The sequence below is a fragment of the Pseudomonas sp. BN606 genome (assembly GCF_029873115.1).
Taxonomy (GTDB): domain Bacteria; phylum Pseudomonadota; class Gammaproteobacteria; order Pseudomonadales; family Pseudomonadaceae; genus Metapseudomonas.
Genome location: NZ_SSOF01000028.1, coordinates 61,444 through 76,300, shown reverse-complemented (window position 1 = coordinate 76,300; position 14,857 = coordinate 61,444). Strand labels below are relative to the sequence as shown.

The 14,857-nt window shown below is 56.8% G+C and carries 13 protein-coding genes and 1 tRNA gene; 7 read left to right on the top strand and 7 right to left on the bottom strand.

Annotated features, from left to right (window positions below):
* Positions 1-4: 4 nt before the first annotated feature.
* The 3 genes from E8E75_RS01870 to E8E75_RS01860 all read left to right on the top strand — a co-directional run bounded on the left by E8E75_RS01870 (position 5) and on the right by E8E75_RS01860 (position 6,556).
* Complete coding sequence (locus tag E8E75_RS01870; RefSeq protein WP_280357837.1) at positions 5-3,178, top strand: multidrug efflux RND transporter permease subunit; 3,174 nt, start codon at positions 5-7, stop codon at positions 3,176-3,178.
* 242 nt (positions 3,179-3,420) lie between these two features.
* Positions 3,421-4,914, top strand: coding sequence for a site-specific integrase (locus E8E75_RS01865; protein ID WP_280357835.1), 1,494 nt, complete (start codon positions 3,421-3,423; stop codon positions 4,912-4,914).
* A gap of 520 nt (positions 4,915-5,434) precedes the next feature.
* Entirely contained in the window at positions 5,435-6,556 is a 1,122-nt protein-coding gene (locus E8E75_RS01860; protein WP_280357834.1) for a hypothetical protein, read from the top strand.
* 235 nt (positions 6,557-6,791) lie between these two features.
* Here the strand turns inward: E8E75_RS01860 and E8E75_RS01855 are convergent, their stop codons facing one another.
* Positions 6,792-7,514, bottom strand: coding sequence for a hypothetical protein (locus E8E75_RS01855; RefSeq protein ID WP_280357833.1), 723 nt, complete (start codon positions 7,512-7,514; stop codon positions 6,792-6,794).
* 21 nt (positions 7,515-7,535) lie between these two features.
* The gene (locus tag E8E75_RS01850; RefSeq protein WP_280357831.1) at positions 7,536-7,823 is read right to left on the bottom strand and encodes a hypothetical protein; all 288 of its coding nucleotides are present in this window, start codon (positions 7,821-7,823) and stop codon (positions 7,536-7,538) included.
* Positions 7,824-8,285: 462 nt separating this feature from the next.
* On the opposite strand from E8E75_RS01850, the gene E8E75_RS01845 reads away from it, so the two are divergent.
* Together E8E75_RS01845 and E8E75_RS01840 are read left to right on the top strand one after the other, a co-directional pair.
* Positions 8,286-8,825 (top strand): recombinase family protein, encoded by a 540-nt coding sequence (locus E8E75_RS01845; RefSeq protein WP_280357830.1) that lies wholly within the window; start codon positions 8,286-8,288, stop codon positions 8,823-8,825.
* A gap of 726 nt (positions 8,826-9,551) precedes the next feature.
* Complete coding sequence (locus E8E75_RS01840) at positions 9,552-9,794, top strand: hypothetical protein (protein WP_280357829.1); 243 nt, start codon at positions 9,552-9,554, stop codon at positions 9,792-9,794.
* A gap of 51 nt (positions 9,795-9,845) precedes the next feature.
* On the opposite strand, the gene E8E75_RS01835 is transcribed toward E8E75_RS01840, so the two are convergent.
* The 5 genes from E8E75_RS01835 to dapA all read right to left on the bottom strand — a co-directional run bounded on the left by E8E75_RS01835 (position 9,846) and on the right by dapA (position 13,581).
* Entirely contained in the window at positions 9,846-10,160 is a 315-nt protein-coding gene (locus E8E75_RS01835; RefSeq protein WP_280357827.1) for a hypothetical protein, read from the bottom strand.
* Between the two features lie 193 nt (positions 10,161-10,353).
* A tRNA-Ser gene (locus tag E8E75_RS01830) sits at positions 10,354-10,443 on the bottom strand.
* Positions 10,444-10,600: 157 nt separating this feature from the next.
* Positions 10,601-11,470 (bottom strand): phosphoribosylaminoimidazolesuccinocarboxamide synthase, encoded by an 870-nt coding sequence (locus tag E8E75_RS01825; protein WP_153920903.1) that lies wholly within the window; start codon positions 11,468-11,470, stop codon positions 10,601-10,603.
* Positions 11,471-11,565: 95 nt separating this feature from the next.
* On the bottom strand, positions 11,566-12,684 hold the full coding sequence (gene bamC, locus E8E75_RS01820; protein WP_120654966.1) for an outer membrane protein assembly factor BamC: 1,119 nt from the start codon (positions 12,682-12,684) through the stop codon (positions 11,566-11,568).
* Between the two features lie 18 nt (positions 12,685-12,702).
* On the bottom strand, positions 12,703-13,581 hold the full coding sequence (gene dapA / locus E8E75_RS01815; RefSeq protein WP_120654965.1) for a 4-hydroxy-tetrahydrodipicolinate synthase: 879 nt from the start codon (positions 13,579-13,581) through the stop codon (positions 12,703-12,705).
* A gap of 178 nt (positions 13,582-13,759) precedes the next feature.
* Here dapA and E8E75_RS01810 point away from each other — a divergent pair, with 178 nt between their 5' ends.
* Positions 13,760-14,317 (top strand): glycine cleavage system protein R, encoded by a 558-nt coding sequence (locus tag E8E75_RS01810; protein WP_120654964.1) that lies wholly within the window; start codon positions 13,760-13,762, stop codon positions 14,315-14,317.
* A gap of 13 nt (positions 14,318-14,330) precedes the next feature.
* Entirely contained in the window at positions 14,331-14,804 is a 474-nt protein-coding gene (locus E8E75_RS01805; RefSeq protein WP_153920901.1) for a peroxiredoxin, read from the top strand.
* Positions 14,805-14,857: the final 53 nt, after the last annotated feature.

Here is a 14,857-nt window from a genome sequence, read left to right as displayed (position 1 = left end):
AAAGATGAACTTCTCAAAGATTTTTATTGAAAAGCCCATATACGCAATCGTGCTTTCCCTGGTGATCTTCGCACTTGGCCTGGTATCCATTCCACTGCTGCCGGTCGGCGAGTACCCGGAAGTGGTACCTCCGAGCGTCGTCGTACGTGCCGTCTATTCGGGCGCCAACCCGAAAGAAATCGCCGAGACCGTGGCAACACCGCTGGAGGAAGCCATCAATGGCGTGGAAGGGATCATGTACATGAAGTCCGTTTCAGGCTCGGACGGTACCTTGCAGATCATCGCCACCTTTCAACCTTCGGTGGACCCTGACACCGCAGCGGTACGGGTGCAGAACCGGGTCAACCAGGCACTGAGCCGTCTGCCGGAAGAAGTGCGTCAGTACGGCGTGACGACGCAAAAGCAGTCGCCCACCCCATTGATGTACGTGAGCCTGTATTCCGAGGACCCGAAGTACGACTCGCTGTACCTGAGGAACTACCTGACGCTGAACGTCAAAGACGAACTGTCGAGAATCCAAGGCATCGGGGATGTGGGGTTGTACGGTGCGGGCGATTACGCCATGCGGGTATGGCTGGATCCGGACAAGCTGGCTTCGCGCGGGCTCGCGGTCGCCGATGTGGTGAGTGCGATCAGGGAGCAGAACGCGCAAGCATCTGCCGGTCAACTGGGTGCGGAACCGTCCCCCAAATCGACGAATTTCCTGATCCCTATTAGCGTGCGCGGTCGCCTGAAAACCGAGGACGAATTCAAGGAGATTGTGCTCAAGGTCGGTGAGCAGGGCCAGGTCGTGACGCTTGCGGATGTGGCCAGGATCGAGCTTGGCTCCGGCGACTACACCATGCGCGTCCAGAAGAACGGACAGAATGCGACGACCATCGGTGTGTTCCTTTCGCCAGGAGCCAACGCCCTGGATGTGGCCGATGCGGTTTATGAAAAGCTCGACAGGCTGTCCGCCGACTTCCCCGAAGGCGTCAGGTATCAAGCCGTCTGGGACCCCACGACGTTCGTCCGGGATTCGATCAGCTCGGTCAAGGCCACCCTGATCGAAGCGGTTGTCCTGGTCATACTGGTCGTCATTCTTTTCCTGCAAACCTGGCGGGCCTCGCTCATCCCGCTTGCGGCGGTACCGGTTTCCGTCGTGGGTACCTTCGTATTCCTGCTTCTGCTCGGCTACTCCATCAACACCCTGACCCTCTTCGGTCTGGTGCTGGCGATCGGCATCGTGGTCGATGACGCCATCGTGGTCGTGGAGAACGTGGAACGTTACATCGCCGAAGGGCTGCCCCCTAAAGCGGCCGCGCACAAGGCCATGCAGGAGGTTTCCGGGCCGATCATCGCCATTGCACTGGTCCTGTGCGCCGTTTTCGTGCCGATGGCCTTCCTCTCGGGGATCACGGGCGAGTTCTACAAGCAGTTCGCAGTGACCATCGCCATCTCCACTGTGATCTCCGCGATCAACTCCCTCACCCTTTCTCCCGCCCTGGCGGCCAAGCTGCTCGTCCCCCACTCCGCGCCCAAGGACCGGTTCGAAAGATTGCTCGCCGGCTGCTTCGGCTGGCTGTTCACCCCCTTCAACCGCTTCTTCCTGAAAAGCTCCAACGGCTACGGTTCCGCGGTGGGCAGATCGCTGGGGCGGCGCGGCATGTTCATGGCGTTCTACGTCGTACTCATGGGCGGCACGGCGCTGCTGTTCAACCAGGTTCCCAGCGGCTTCATTCCTACCCAGGACAAGCTCTACCTGTTCAGTGGCGCCCAGCTCCCAGGTGGCGCATCCCTTTCCAGGACAGCGGAGGTTGCTCGGCAGATGAGCGATGCTGCCCGCTCCACCGAAGGGGTCGAACTAGTCTCCGACTACATTGGCTTCAACGCACTGCAAACGGTAAACACGCCCAATGTCTCCGCTTCTTACGTGGTGCTGAAACCCTTCGCAGAGCGAACCAGGAGCGCAGAAGCGATCAATGCAGAGTTGAACGAGAAATTCTCGAAGATCAAAGGTGGTTACACCTACGCCTTGATGCCGCCACCAATCCAGGGGCTTGGCAACGGTTCGGGCTACTCGCTGTATCTGAAAGACCGTGGGGGCCTCGGATATCCCGCCCTCAACGACGCCTTGACCAAGCTTCAGGCGGCGATCGCCGCGACGCCCGGGATGTCCTATCCGGTGACGTCCTACCAGGCCAACATCCCGCAGCTTGAAGTGGTCGTGGACCGCGTGAAAGCCAAGGTCCAGGGCGTTTCGGTCAAGGAGATATTCGAGACGCTGCAGACCTATCTCGGTGCGGTGTATGTCAACGACTTCAACAAATTTGGTCGCGTGTACCGAGTCATGGTCCAGGCGGATGCCGCGCACCGGCAGCAGATCAGCGACATCGAGAACCTGCGCGTGAGGAACACCAGCGGCGCAATGGTGCCCATCTCCTCGGTAGTGCGCGTTGAACAGAGCTTCGGACCGGACCCGGTCATCCGCTACAACGGCTACCCCGCTGCCGACCTCATCGGAGGAACGAACCCGAGCATCCTGTCGTCATCCCAGGCAATCGAAAAGATCACCGAGATTGCCGCGAAGGTGCTGCCGCAAGGGATCGAACTGGAATGGACAGACCTCAGTTATCAGGAGGTCACCCAGAGCAACTCCGCCATCATCGTCTTCCCGGTTGCGATCCTGCTGGTCTTCGTCACGCTGGCCGTGCTGTACGAAAGCTGGATATTGCCCTTCTCGGTGATCCTGATCGTCCCAGCCTCGATCTTCTCGGCCCTGTTCGGCGTCTGGATGACCGGCGGCGACAACAACATTTTCGTGCAGGTCGGCCTTGTCGTCCTGATGGGACTCGCCTGCAAGAACGCCATCCTGATCGTGGAGTTCGCACGCGAGCTTGAAATGCAGGGGCGCGCGACCATCGACGCCACCATCGAGGCATGTCGCCTGCGTCTGCGCCCCATCATCATGACGTCGATTGCGTTCATCGCTGGCTCCGTGCCTCTGCTGCTGGGCCAGGGTGCAGGCGGAGAGATTCGGCTGGCAACCGGAGTAACGGTCTTCGCCGGCATGCTGGGGGTTACGTTCTTCGGACTCTTCCTGACCCCCATTTTTTATGTGGTCATACGAAAATTGTCCGGAGAATCACTCGCACGCACCGAAGAGGAGAACGCGCCAATCTTTGCGGCTCACCGCTAACCGGGTGATCCATGGGAGAAGGCAGCAGTAGCAGCGGGATGTAGGAGCCCAAATTCCGCGCCCTAAAACACAAAGCCCCTGATTTCTTCTATGAAATCAGGGGCTTTGTGCTTTCTATGTATGGCGGGAAGATAGGGACTCTCAGATTACGGCACTCAAGCCCTTGAAACGCCGTATTTCTGGGCTTCCCCCACGGAATTACGTACAATTCTACGTACAATTTACAGTCCAGGAGTCCTGAAATGGCAAAACACTTGGAGAAGCAAGGCAGCACCTACCATGTGCGTTTGGCCATTCCAAAGGACGTTCAAGCCGATTTCGGCGGGCGTCGCATCCTCTCGAAATCCTTAAAGACTGGCGACAAGTACCAAGCTCTCGCCGACAGTCATGCAATCCTTGCCCAATGGAAAGCGGAGATAGAAATGTTCCGGGCAGCCCGCCAGCTTCCCGAAGGTTGGCAGGAGGGGGTAGTAGCCACCGCGACAGCTATTGGGCAGCTTCGACAGCAAGGCAAGCTTGAGGCCATTGGCGAAGCTGCCCCGCCTCTCCCCCCGGTTGATCCGGCAGTGCTCGCAAAAATGGAGGCGGATGGCGTCCCCGCCATGCTGGAAAAGCTTGTTGCTATCCGAGCCCCTGCTGGCGTGGCAGGCCGCCTAAAGACACAGGATGACTTGGCCCGTATCGCCTTGACGCTGGCGGAGCATCAGGTGAAGGCGAAGCACACGCTCAGCGCCGATCAGTCCGCCGAACTCACAGAGTTAATAAACAACCCTTCATCGTACAAACCGAAGTCCCCGCTCACTTCCGCCCGCCTGGAAGCGTTCCGGGTATTCGGGGAGAAACAAGGTTTGAGTAAGAAATCCCTCGACATCCAAGGGAGTAAGCTGGCCGTCCTGTCCGCCTACCTCAACACCGAAGGCTCGCCCCTCAGCTTCGACACCGTGGCGACGTGGCTGGATACGCTCACAGTTCAGCCGAAGACAAAGAAGCAGTATGTCTGGGCTGGTAGCAAGTTCTGGCAATGGGCAATGAAGTACGACGCTCGCTGGCGGGAGGACTACAAGGGGAAGCCGAACCCATTCGAAGATCACACTATGCCTGTACTTCGGGGTAAGGCTGCCGCCGACGCCAAACGAAAGGCGTTCGCCGCTGAACAGCTTGCCGGATTGTATGCGGCTGCCAAAGAAGGGAAAAACGTTCATCTGCCCGACTTAATCGCCCTTGGTGCCTACACCGGAGCCCGTATCGAGGAACTATGCCAACTGCGGGTAGAGGACATCATCACGGTGGAAGGTATCCCCGCCCTCTCCATCAAGGACTCCAAGACAGAGGCAGGCGTCCGCGAAACTCCTATTCATGCTGACATTGCCGAATTGGTAGCGCGGCTGGCGGCAGATTCGAAAGACGGCTACCTGTTGCCCAGCAGTGGAGGGAACAAGTATGGCGTTCGCTCCGATCCTTACTCCAAGGCATTCGGCAGATTGAAGACCGCGTTGCAATACGGACGACAGCACGTTTTCCACAGCATCCGCTACACGGTCATTACGTGCCTACAACGTGCCGATGTTCCGGGCGTCACAATCGCGAGCATCGTGGGCCATGAAACGGGAACTGTGACATTTGACGTATACGCACAAGGTCCGAGCATGAAACAGAAGGCCGTCGCTTTGGCGAAGCTTCCGACCGCCCTACTCCAACTCGCCACCCACGCTCACCCCAGCCAAGACACTGCTTAAATCGCAACGCAGACCTCTTGGAAAACTCATCTCTTCTCGATGAAAACGACCAATAACAGGCAGAATAACAACGGACAATTCATTTATCATAATCATAAGAACACCAAATCCTTATGTGAAAATCAATCTCCACGGCAGAGCCAAGCGAAAAAAATCAAGCCCACCCCTTTATCGCCCCTGCTTTTTATAATTTAAAATAAAATCCACGTTTTCATAATTGTAAAAAGAAATATTTGGCCAGCTTATTCCACAATGGAAAAGTTGCTGCTATAGTCCGCTCCCTGTCCAGATCGGACAGATTCCCCGACAAGCTCCCCTCACACAGCCTCGCAGCAATGCGATTCCCTGTGCGTGGGATTTGTCGTTTTCGAAATTTTAATTTGGAGTTTAAACATAGTGAAAACTTGCACATGCCGCCATTGCGGCCACGTATTCACGACAAAACGTACCCGCAGTTACTGCAAAGAGTTCTGCCGACTATCTCACCACACCAATCAACAAGATCAAGGAAGTACCCCGTATGGGAACACCAATCAAGAAACCAGCCAGTAAGATAAAGAAGAAAACCAAGCGCTGTAAGTTTTGCGATACGCCCCGATGGCTTGGTCCGAAGGACAGGTATTGCGACGAGACGTGTAGGAAGGCCGCCGAAGTTAAAAAGCGTCGGCCTGTAGATCGTACAGAAAAGAAACAGGCTCAGTTCCAATCCACTACGTTCGGGAAGTATTTAATCCGCGAATGCATCCGGGCCGGTACTGTGCAAATCCTGGGGGATGGCCTTACAAAGCACAATCGCCATTCACTGGCTGAGCTATACGAGCTTTGGAAGGCGTGTAAAGAAGCCGATGGATATGGAAGCCGCACCTACGAACTTTCACACATTGCGTCTGTAGCAGCCGGAATCACAGTGGGCTGTCTTATCCCTGAGAATCTGGTAATCGCCACGCAACTACATAACCGCCGTCACGGAAACCAAAAATTCGGACATGGTGTAAGCATCCCGCGTAGTTCTCTTAGTCCTGAGTGGGAAGTAATCCACGGCATGACTGAAAGAGAGGTTATGGCGTTGATTATGGATTACATTGGGGAGGAAGAGTGTCAGCGATTTCGTATTGACAATAAGCTGCCGACTTTCAATGAAGCGAGCCTGTTGCATCAAGTTAAATCCCACCCTAAATATTGTGGTGAGAATCTGGAAGGGGCTAGTCCTCAGAAGCTACGCATGATGCTGGACGACTACAACGGAAAGAAGGGATTCACTATCTCCAAAGGAATTACGGCGATTGATGAAGTAATACAAATGGAACTGGCTCGCCATACTGCGTACCGTCCCGAACTGACAGAAGCCCTTGGATGGTACAGCGCCTATATCGAACATCGGGATAGGGAGGCCGGGCATTGGCAACGCCCAAAGCAGATTGAACTACCCGCTGAATTCGATGCTGTAGTTACCCAACACCTGTTCGATGTACTGATGGGGAAGGCTTTCGATCCTGAGAGCCTTGCACCGGCACTACATCAGCAATGCCGTTGGATACAGAATAATCGTCACCCACTGGCTAACGTGTTCACAGATTATTGTGTGAAACACCTTGGGCCAGTCCCTGCCAGAGTGTGGGATTGTGATAAATACGAATTCTAACGGCGAGTATTCCTGAGCATCAGCGGACTATCACGGAGCTAAGGAAGGATTTATGTGGGAGTGAAAATAGGCGTCATATGGGCCGCAGGCCGCGTCATTACTGCGTCTCGGCAGTTTTAAACTCTTACAAATTCCTCCCACGATACTCTTCCTTGTACTAATAGCGCTGGCCAGCGCCTTACTGCTACAAGCTGCGTCAAAGACAAGCCCCGACCTTGAGTCGGGGCATTTTATCTCATGAGCCTGTGTTAGCCAGAGCTTTTTGGCATTTAATCAAATACGCCTTGGCGCCTTGATCTGGCCAGAATATTCCAAGCTTACTCAAATCCCAATCAAAGCCTATATCTGTCAATGCATCCGGTCTATCTATGGGCCAAGTTATGAAGTCGTAAATTACATAAACCGCTCTAGGTTCAATGGCCTCTCCGTATGCACCATTGTCGAAGTACTCTGGGTCCTTCGACACTGAAAAATCCTTGTCGGGGTCGAAAAGATCGAAAAATTGACCTTGCCAATGTGCCCGTTCACTTTCGAATACCGCTTTAAAGCCTTTTGATTTAATTCTTTTGCCAAGACCTTCCGCAGCCAAAAGTAACCTTGCACAGTCTATCCATGCTTGTCGGTCCCTTGTGGGAGTTTTTTGGTTCGAATTGGGCCTCATCTTTAAAAATGCCCGCTCCAAACAAACGATGGCTTGGCGGTTGTAGCTTTCATCATTACGAAGCGTCCATTCCTTCCGCATGGCTTGGCCTTGCTGGATTACGCTGTACATCAGGCCAAGGAAGCTACCTGCCGCAAGGATGGTGGCCAGCGTCCCGCCGATGTAATCGCCAAACACACCCCAGTTTGCCGGATCACCACTAAATGGCGAGTCCCAGAATTTTAATATCCATGCCAGTATGAAAATTACCGACGTGGCAACGCCAACCCCGATTAGCCATTTCGTGAACTTATTCATTCATCCCCCGGCCCAACAAAATTACGCCATCATCTTAAACCGTGGCCAACGATTGTAACCGATGGCTGGATCGTTGGATTTCAGTTCAGTGATTAACTCCACTTCTTTCAAGTTCACTTCCTTGTCCGTAGCCGTTTCCGACTCCCACAGGATTTGCTTGCGGATGGTAAAGTCACGCCTTTCTTCCGCAGTGAAATCCTGTTCAATCAGCTTGCTATTCGCACTCCCGAAATAGTTCAGTGTCCCGGTAAGGTCTTTACCAACGTAAATTTTCCCGTTCGGGTAGGTGATTTTGTAAATAACTTTCATAGTTATTCCTTCATGGGCGGGTCCGTTGCCGTAGGGAGGTAGCAGGCAGCTTATCAGGCAGCGGAACACATGGGGATGTGTGAACCATTGTTCACGGAGTAGCCGCTAGCCCAGCGTTTACGGGCCATAGCCAGCGGATGGTTTAGCAAATTGGATTCCCTGTCGCTTGTTTGCACAGAACGCTTCGAAAAGTGGAATTCCGCCGTAAGTTCTACAAACTAAGGTTTCTATAGGGTGGCTAGTGGTCGATAGCTACAGTCTATTGATGTATATAGCCGTGGCCACGGCCAGCCCCGGCAAGCTGCATGCAGCCGTTTACGTGTTCATTGGGGTAAACCCTGCCGACTACAGGCTGTTGAATACAGCCAGTCAGGGAATTCCGTATTCAATAGCGTTGATTTCGATAATGAATACAGCCATACTCTCCACATCTAGAATCAAATGAATACAGAGGGCGGGGAAATGGCACAGGTCGGATATGTACGGGTGAGTTCGGTAGACCAGAACACGGAACGTCAGTTGGATGGCGTACAGGTTGATAAGACATTCACGGACAAGGCATCCGGTAAGGATGTAATCCGCCCCCAGCTTCAAGCCATGCTGGAATACGTTCGGGAAGGGGACACTATCATCGTCCACAGTATCGACCGCTTAGCTCGTTCCCTGTCCGATCTACTGCAATTGGTAGAGTCCCTGAACAAGCGTGGTGTTGCTGTCCGCTTCCATAAGGAACAGCTTGAGTTCACGGGCGCCGATGACAAGTATCAGAATCTAATGCTTTCGATGATGGGCGCCGTCGCTCAGTTCGAACGGGCGATGATTGGGGAGCGTCGTAAGGAGGGGATTGCTAAGGCGAAGGAGAAAGGCGTGTACAAGGGCCGTGCTAAAAGCGTGGACGATGATGCAATCCGGGCTGCTATCGCTGGTGGCCTGTCATTCCGTAAGGCTGCTGAACAACTCGGTGTAAGCCTGTCCACAGTACAGCGAGCAATGAAGGCGTAATTCCTCCTAGCCGCCCCTCAGAGCCCCGTTAACGCGGGGCTTTGTCATTTCTAGGGCTGTGTAGCCCTTCGACTGAACGTCGCTGTAAGCGCCTGCTAGGCCGCTTGGCTGGGAGTGCCTTCGGATATTTTAGAAAAAGGTCGCGACTCCGGGCGGGCCTAGGCCGCCTGCTTCTCCATGCGCCTAGAACATCGGCTGAAAACACGGCCTGATATATTTTCTGTCTGAAGTTCCCGCTATTAAAAACGGGGCCATTTCTGGCGGCGGGGGGGGGCAGGGGATTTGCCGGGAAAAGGGGAGGTATTGCGGGGGGGTGCGAAGGAGGTTTCGTGCCGCAATACCTCACTCTCCTTCCGCGAGAAACACTAAAGGCTTCTGTCTCCCCTCCAAGGAAGAGGATGGGGCCCTTTTGGCACCCGCAATCCGACGGGCATTATTCACCCTACGCTGATTCAGGCGGTTTCGCAGATTTATTCGCTACCATCCAGTGCGTGTCCGTCTGTCACCTACAGGGCTGTGGGAACGGCATTTAGATAAAATGGTGTTGTCCTCGGAAGGGACAGCAGTCGGCCACCACGGATTACCTCCTCCATCCAGCGGACGCGCACCCCACGTCCCGCACCCGTGGTGGCCCTTATTCCCTCGCAAAGCTCGCTGGCGTCTCTCTAATTGGTACGCTATTCCTGATTGAGTGCATCAAGAACAGCGATGCACTTGGAGCGATTAGTGACCGATCCCACCTACTGGGCAGAGCTGCGACAGCTCTCGCTCAACGTAGCCGCTGCTCACATCGCCATCGTTGCCTTCCTGGAAGAAGCGTCAGTCCCGTGGTCGGATGACCAGATGGCCGAGTTTGCACGCCTCATCCTTGCTGAGCGAATAGCTCTCAGTATTTACGCATCCTTCGCTGCTTCTTCGTCAGGGCTTACCCCCGAACCATTCCGATTGCGGCTGGTAGCCGGACAGTAGGGCAGGCGTTAGCCGGGAAGAACGTCTCCCGGCATGTGTCCGTTTGCAGGTTTATTGCTGTAGGAATTCGTCCGCCGTGTAGCCGGTTTTACCACTCGGCATTTGAATCAGCGCACCACGTCCGCCCGCTGCTGGATCGAGGTAGCTAACCCGTGTCGGGCTGGTAATCACACGGCAGGCGCCGCTATTTACCAAACGCTTTACAGCGGCCACATCCTGATCCACGGATGCCGCAATCATTTCGTCCCAATCATCGCTATCGAAGCACACGACAGAATCGCTTTTCAGCGTCATTTGCTGGAAATCGCTGGCCATGGCGGAAGTGGCGAACAGCGGGAGGGCGAACAGCAGGGCGGCGAGCTTCATTGAAAAATTCCTTTTTCGGGTGAGGGTGTGCGTAGAGGCACAGCGCCATCAATATCCTAGATAGGTGAATCTCCACAAGCCCACCAACGGGGAAGTGGTAGCCCGCCCTGCCCTGCTGGCTACGTACACTTCTACGTACAAAGGGCAAATAAAAAGCCCCGCAAACCATTGATTTGCGGGGCTTTTCTGAATATGGCGGGAAGATAGGGATTTGAACCCTAGGTGCCATTGCTGACACAACGGATTTCGAATCCGTCCCGTTCGGCCACTCCGGCATCTTCCCGAACGGCGCGCATCATACCAGTTCATCGGCCATTGGCGAAGCCCGTGGCGAGATTTTTTCGCGTGGTTTCAGATGGTTGCGGTAATGAGGGGAAATTCGAGGTGCGGGCAACCCCTCACCGCAGCCCCTCTCCCACAGTGAGAGGGGTACGCATGGATCAGGAAGTCAGCTTGGTCAGCGCTTCGCGGTACTTGTCAGCGGTCTTCTGGGCGACGTCGGCGGGTACGGCAGGTGCCGGCGGCTCCTTGTTCCAGCCGGTAGACTCCAGCCAGTCGCGCACGAACTGTTTGTCGAAGCTCGGCGGGTTCTTGCCTTCGACGTAGCTTTCCACCGGCCAGAAGCGGCTGGAATCGGGAGTCAGCACTTCGTCCATCAGGGTCAAGGTACCGTCTTCGTCGATGCCGAACTCGAACTTGGTGTCGGCGATGATGATGCCGCGGGTGGCGGCGTACTCGACGGCGGTGCTGTACAGGGCGATGGCGGTGTCACGGACCTTGGCGGCCAGTTCCTTGCCGATGATGGCTTCGCACTGCTCGAAAGAGATGTTCTCGTCGTGGTCGCCGACGGCAGCCTTGGTCGAGGGGGTGAAGATGGGTTGCGGCAGCTTGGAAGCTTCCTTCAGGCCGGCCGGCAGCTGGATGCCGCAGACGGTGCCGCTCTTCTGGTACTCCTTCCAGCCGGAGCCAACGATGTAGCCGCGCACGATGGCTTCGACAGCAACGGGCTTAAGGCGCTTGGCTACTACCGCGCGGCCTTCCACCAGGGGCAATTCGGCGGCGGGAACGACGTCTTCGACCTTGTCACCGGTGAAGTGGTTGGGAACGACGTCGGATAGCTTGTCGAACCAGAAGTTGGAGATGGCAGTAAGGATCTTGCCTTTCTCCGGAATGGGCTGGTCGAGGATCACGTCGAACGCGGAAAGGCGGTCAGTGGCGACCATCAGCATGCGCTTGTCGTCGATTTCGTAGAGGTCGCGAACCTTCCCCGAGTAGATCTTCTTCAGGCTGAGGGTGGTGGGTGTGCTCATGTCGTTTTCCGCCTTTATCAAACGAAACAGGCGAAACCCGGGGGTTTCGCCTTCTTGTTTCCACGATCCGCCGCTACGCGGCGCACCTTTTGCTCTTAGCCGAGGTTTTCCTGAATCAGGGTCAGCACGCGGCGCGCCACATCGGCGGGGGCCACGGTGTTGATGTCCTTCTCCACGGTTACCTGAACGCTATCGCCAACGCGGGTCAGGCGGACCTGGTAGCGTTCGGCGCGGGCTTCGATTTCTTCCTCGCTGGCGTCGCTACCCCAAAGGCTGCTAAAGAAGCCGGGCTTCTCGTCTTTCTTCTCGGCGCCTTCGGCGAGGTTGATGTAGTAGACACCCAGGCTGCGGTTGATGTCGTCGACGCGGACGTCGCCGGTTTCCAGGGCACGACCGACGCTGGACCAGGAACGATCGAAGTCGGCGCCTAGGCTGAGCATGGGGTTGCCGTTGCCATCTTCGGAAAGGGTCACGCGGCTCGGCGCATCGAAGTCGCGGGCGGCGAGCAACGACACGGATCCGCCCTGTTCGGAACTGCGGGCCATGCTGGCCAGCATTTCATCCAGCAGCGCGGCTTCCAGGCTCGCGTTGTCGGAACGGCTGGGCCAACCGGTGTCGGCAGTGCTGCCAGCTGGACGGCTGACAGTGGTAACGAAGATTTCGCTGGTGTTGCGCTGAACACCCGGCTCGATACGTACGCGAGCACGGACTTCGCTGTCCGGCTCGACTCCGCTGACACGGCTACCCAGGCGACGGGCCAGGGGACCGGAGAGCTGGTCGAGGCGCTGCCAGTCAGTGCTGAACTCGCCGGTCTGCGGACGCTCGTCGGCAATGCGGAAACCACCGTTCTCGAAGAACTGGCGGGCTACAGGCCAGACTTCGGCCGGTACGCGCTGGGCAACCACCCAACGGGAGTCACCGCTCTTCTGCAGGCTGTAGTCGCTGACTTCACCCTTGCCCTGCAGGGCCTGAGGGCGCGGTACCTCGTATTCACCTTCAGCGCGGCTGTCGGCAACGTTCATCGGTACCGGCAGCAACGGGTCGAGCGGCTTGGAATCAACGTCCGGCGGAAGCTGCATGGGGGCCGTCTGGCGTGCTTCCAGGTAATCGCTACCGCGATCACGGAAATAGCCATCTTGGCCCCAGAGCCAGCCGCAACCGCTGGTGCTGGAAATGATCAGGGCGAGAGCGGAGAGTCCGGCCAGTCGCTTCATGCGGAATGTTTCCTTGGATTAGGCAAGTAGGCCGGACTGGCGCATGGCTTGGCGCAGAGGCTCATGGCAACGCGGGCTGAGCCAGGTCAACGGCAGGCGAATGCCGTCGGGAATCAGACCCATTTCGTGCAGGGCGAATTTCACCGGGATCGGGTTCGATTCGATGAAAAGAGCCTTGTGCAGCGGCATCAGCTTGTCATTGATGGCGCGAGCGGCTTCGGCTTCGCCACGCATGGCGGCAGCGCAGAGATCAGCCATGGCGCGCGGGGCAACGTTGGCGGTAACCGAGATATTGCCCTTGCCGCCCATCAGCATCAGTTCGACGGCAGTAGCGTCGTCACCGGAATAAACGAGGAAATCCTTGCTGACCCGGTTCAGTACTTCCTGGCCGCGCTGCAGGTCGCCAGTGGCTTCCTTGATGCCGATGATGTTGCCGATCTTCGACAGGCGCTCAACGGTTTCCGGAAGCATGTCGCATACGGTACGGCCGGGAACGTTGTAGAGAATCTGCGGAATGGCCACGGCTTCGGCGATATGGCGGAAGTGCTGGTACAGGCCTTCCTGCGTCGGCTTGTTGTAGTAAGGGGTCACCAGTAGGCAGGCATCGGCGCCGACTTGCTTGGCAGCAGCGGTCAGTTCGACCGACTCACGAGTGGAATTGCCACCGGTGCCGGCGATTACCGGGATGCGGCCATTGACCTGGTCGACGACGCGGCGGATCACTTCGACGTGCTCGTTGACGTCGAGTGTGGCGGACTCGCCCGTGGTGCCGACGGCGACTATGGCGTTGGTGCCCTCTTGAAGATGGAAGTCAACGAGTTTGGAAAGGCTGTCCCAGTCCAATTGACCCTGCGCATCCATGGGCGTAACCAGTGCCACCATACTGCCCGCAATCATGCAACCGCTCCTGCCGGAAAAAGTGAGCCGTAATGGTACTGTCGGCTCTGGCCTTGCACAAGGTGAACGCAAGCGCCGTCAGGCGGTTACAGCATTTCCCTCGGCGACGCTTTTCGCTAACCTTCCCCGTTTGAACAGTGTGGCCTCGGCCGCCCTCCCCTCGCTCTAGGAATGCTGCATGTCCACCACCCCGCCCCGCGAACAATTCCTTTTGATCAGTGCCCTGGGCCGCAACCCGATGGAGCTGACCAACGTGCTGTGCCGCGCCAGCCAGGAAAACCGCTGCGCCGTGGTCAGCAGCCGCCTGACCCGCCACGGCGAGTTCAGCGCCCTGGTGCTGCAAGTTTCCGGTAGTTGGGATGGCCTGGCGCGCCTGGAGTCAGGTGTGGCGGCATTGGCCAAGCGCCATGGCTTTACCGCCAACATGACCCGCAGCAGCGCCATGGAAACTCGCCCCCAGGCACTGCCCTACGTGGCCTACATCAGCGCAGCCTATCGCCCGGACATCCTCAACGAGCTGTGCCAGTTTTTCATCGATCACCGTGTCGAGCTGGAAAACCTCACCTGCGATACCTACCAGGCACCGCAGACTGGCGGCACCATGCTCAACGCCACGATTACCGTGACTCTGCCCGCCGGCACCCAAATCAGCTGGCTGCGCGACCAGTTCCTGGACTTCGCCGATGCACTGAACCTGGACGCCCTGATCGAACCCTGGCGCCCGCAACACCCCTGAGGAGCAAGCAGACATGGCCGTTTCCCTGAACCAACCCGTCGCCGACTTCACCGCCCAGGCCACCAGCGGCCTGGAGGTCAGCCTGTCCGCGCTCAAGGGCAAGCAGGTAGTGCTCTATTTCTACCCGAAGGACAGCACCCCCGGCTGCACCACCGAAGGCCAGGGTTTTCGTGACCGGCATGCCGCCTTCCTGGCTGCGAACACCGCCATTTTCGGCATCTCCCGCGATGGCATGAAGTCTCACGAGAACTTCAAGTGCAAGCAGGAATTCCCCTTCGAGCTGATCTCCGACAAGGATGAATCGCTCTGCCAGCTTTTCGACGTGATCAAGCTGAAGAAGCTCTATGGCAAGGAGTACATGGGCGTGGACCGCAGCACCTTCCTGATCGACAAGGACGGTGTACTACGCCAGGAGTGGCGCGGCGTGAAGGTACCCGGTCACGTGGATGCGGTGCTCGCCGCTGCCGAGGCGTTAAACAAGGGCTGACCCTGCCCCAATGAGAAAAGGCCGCAATCGCGGCCTTTTTCGTTTATCCGATC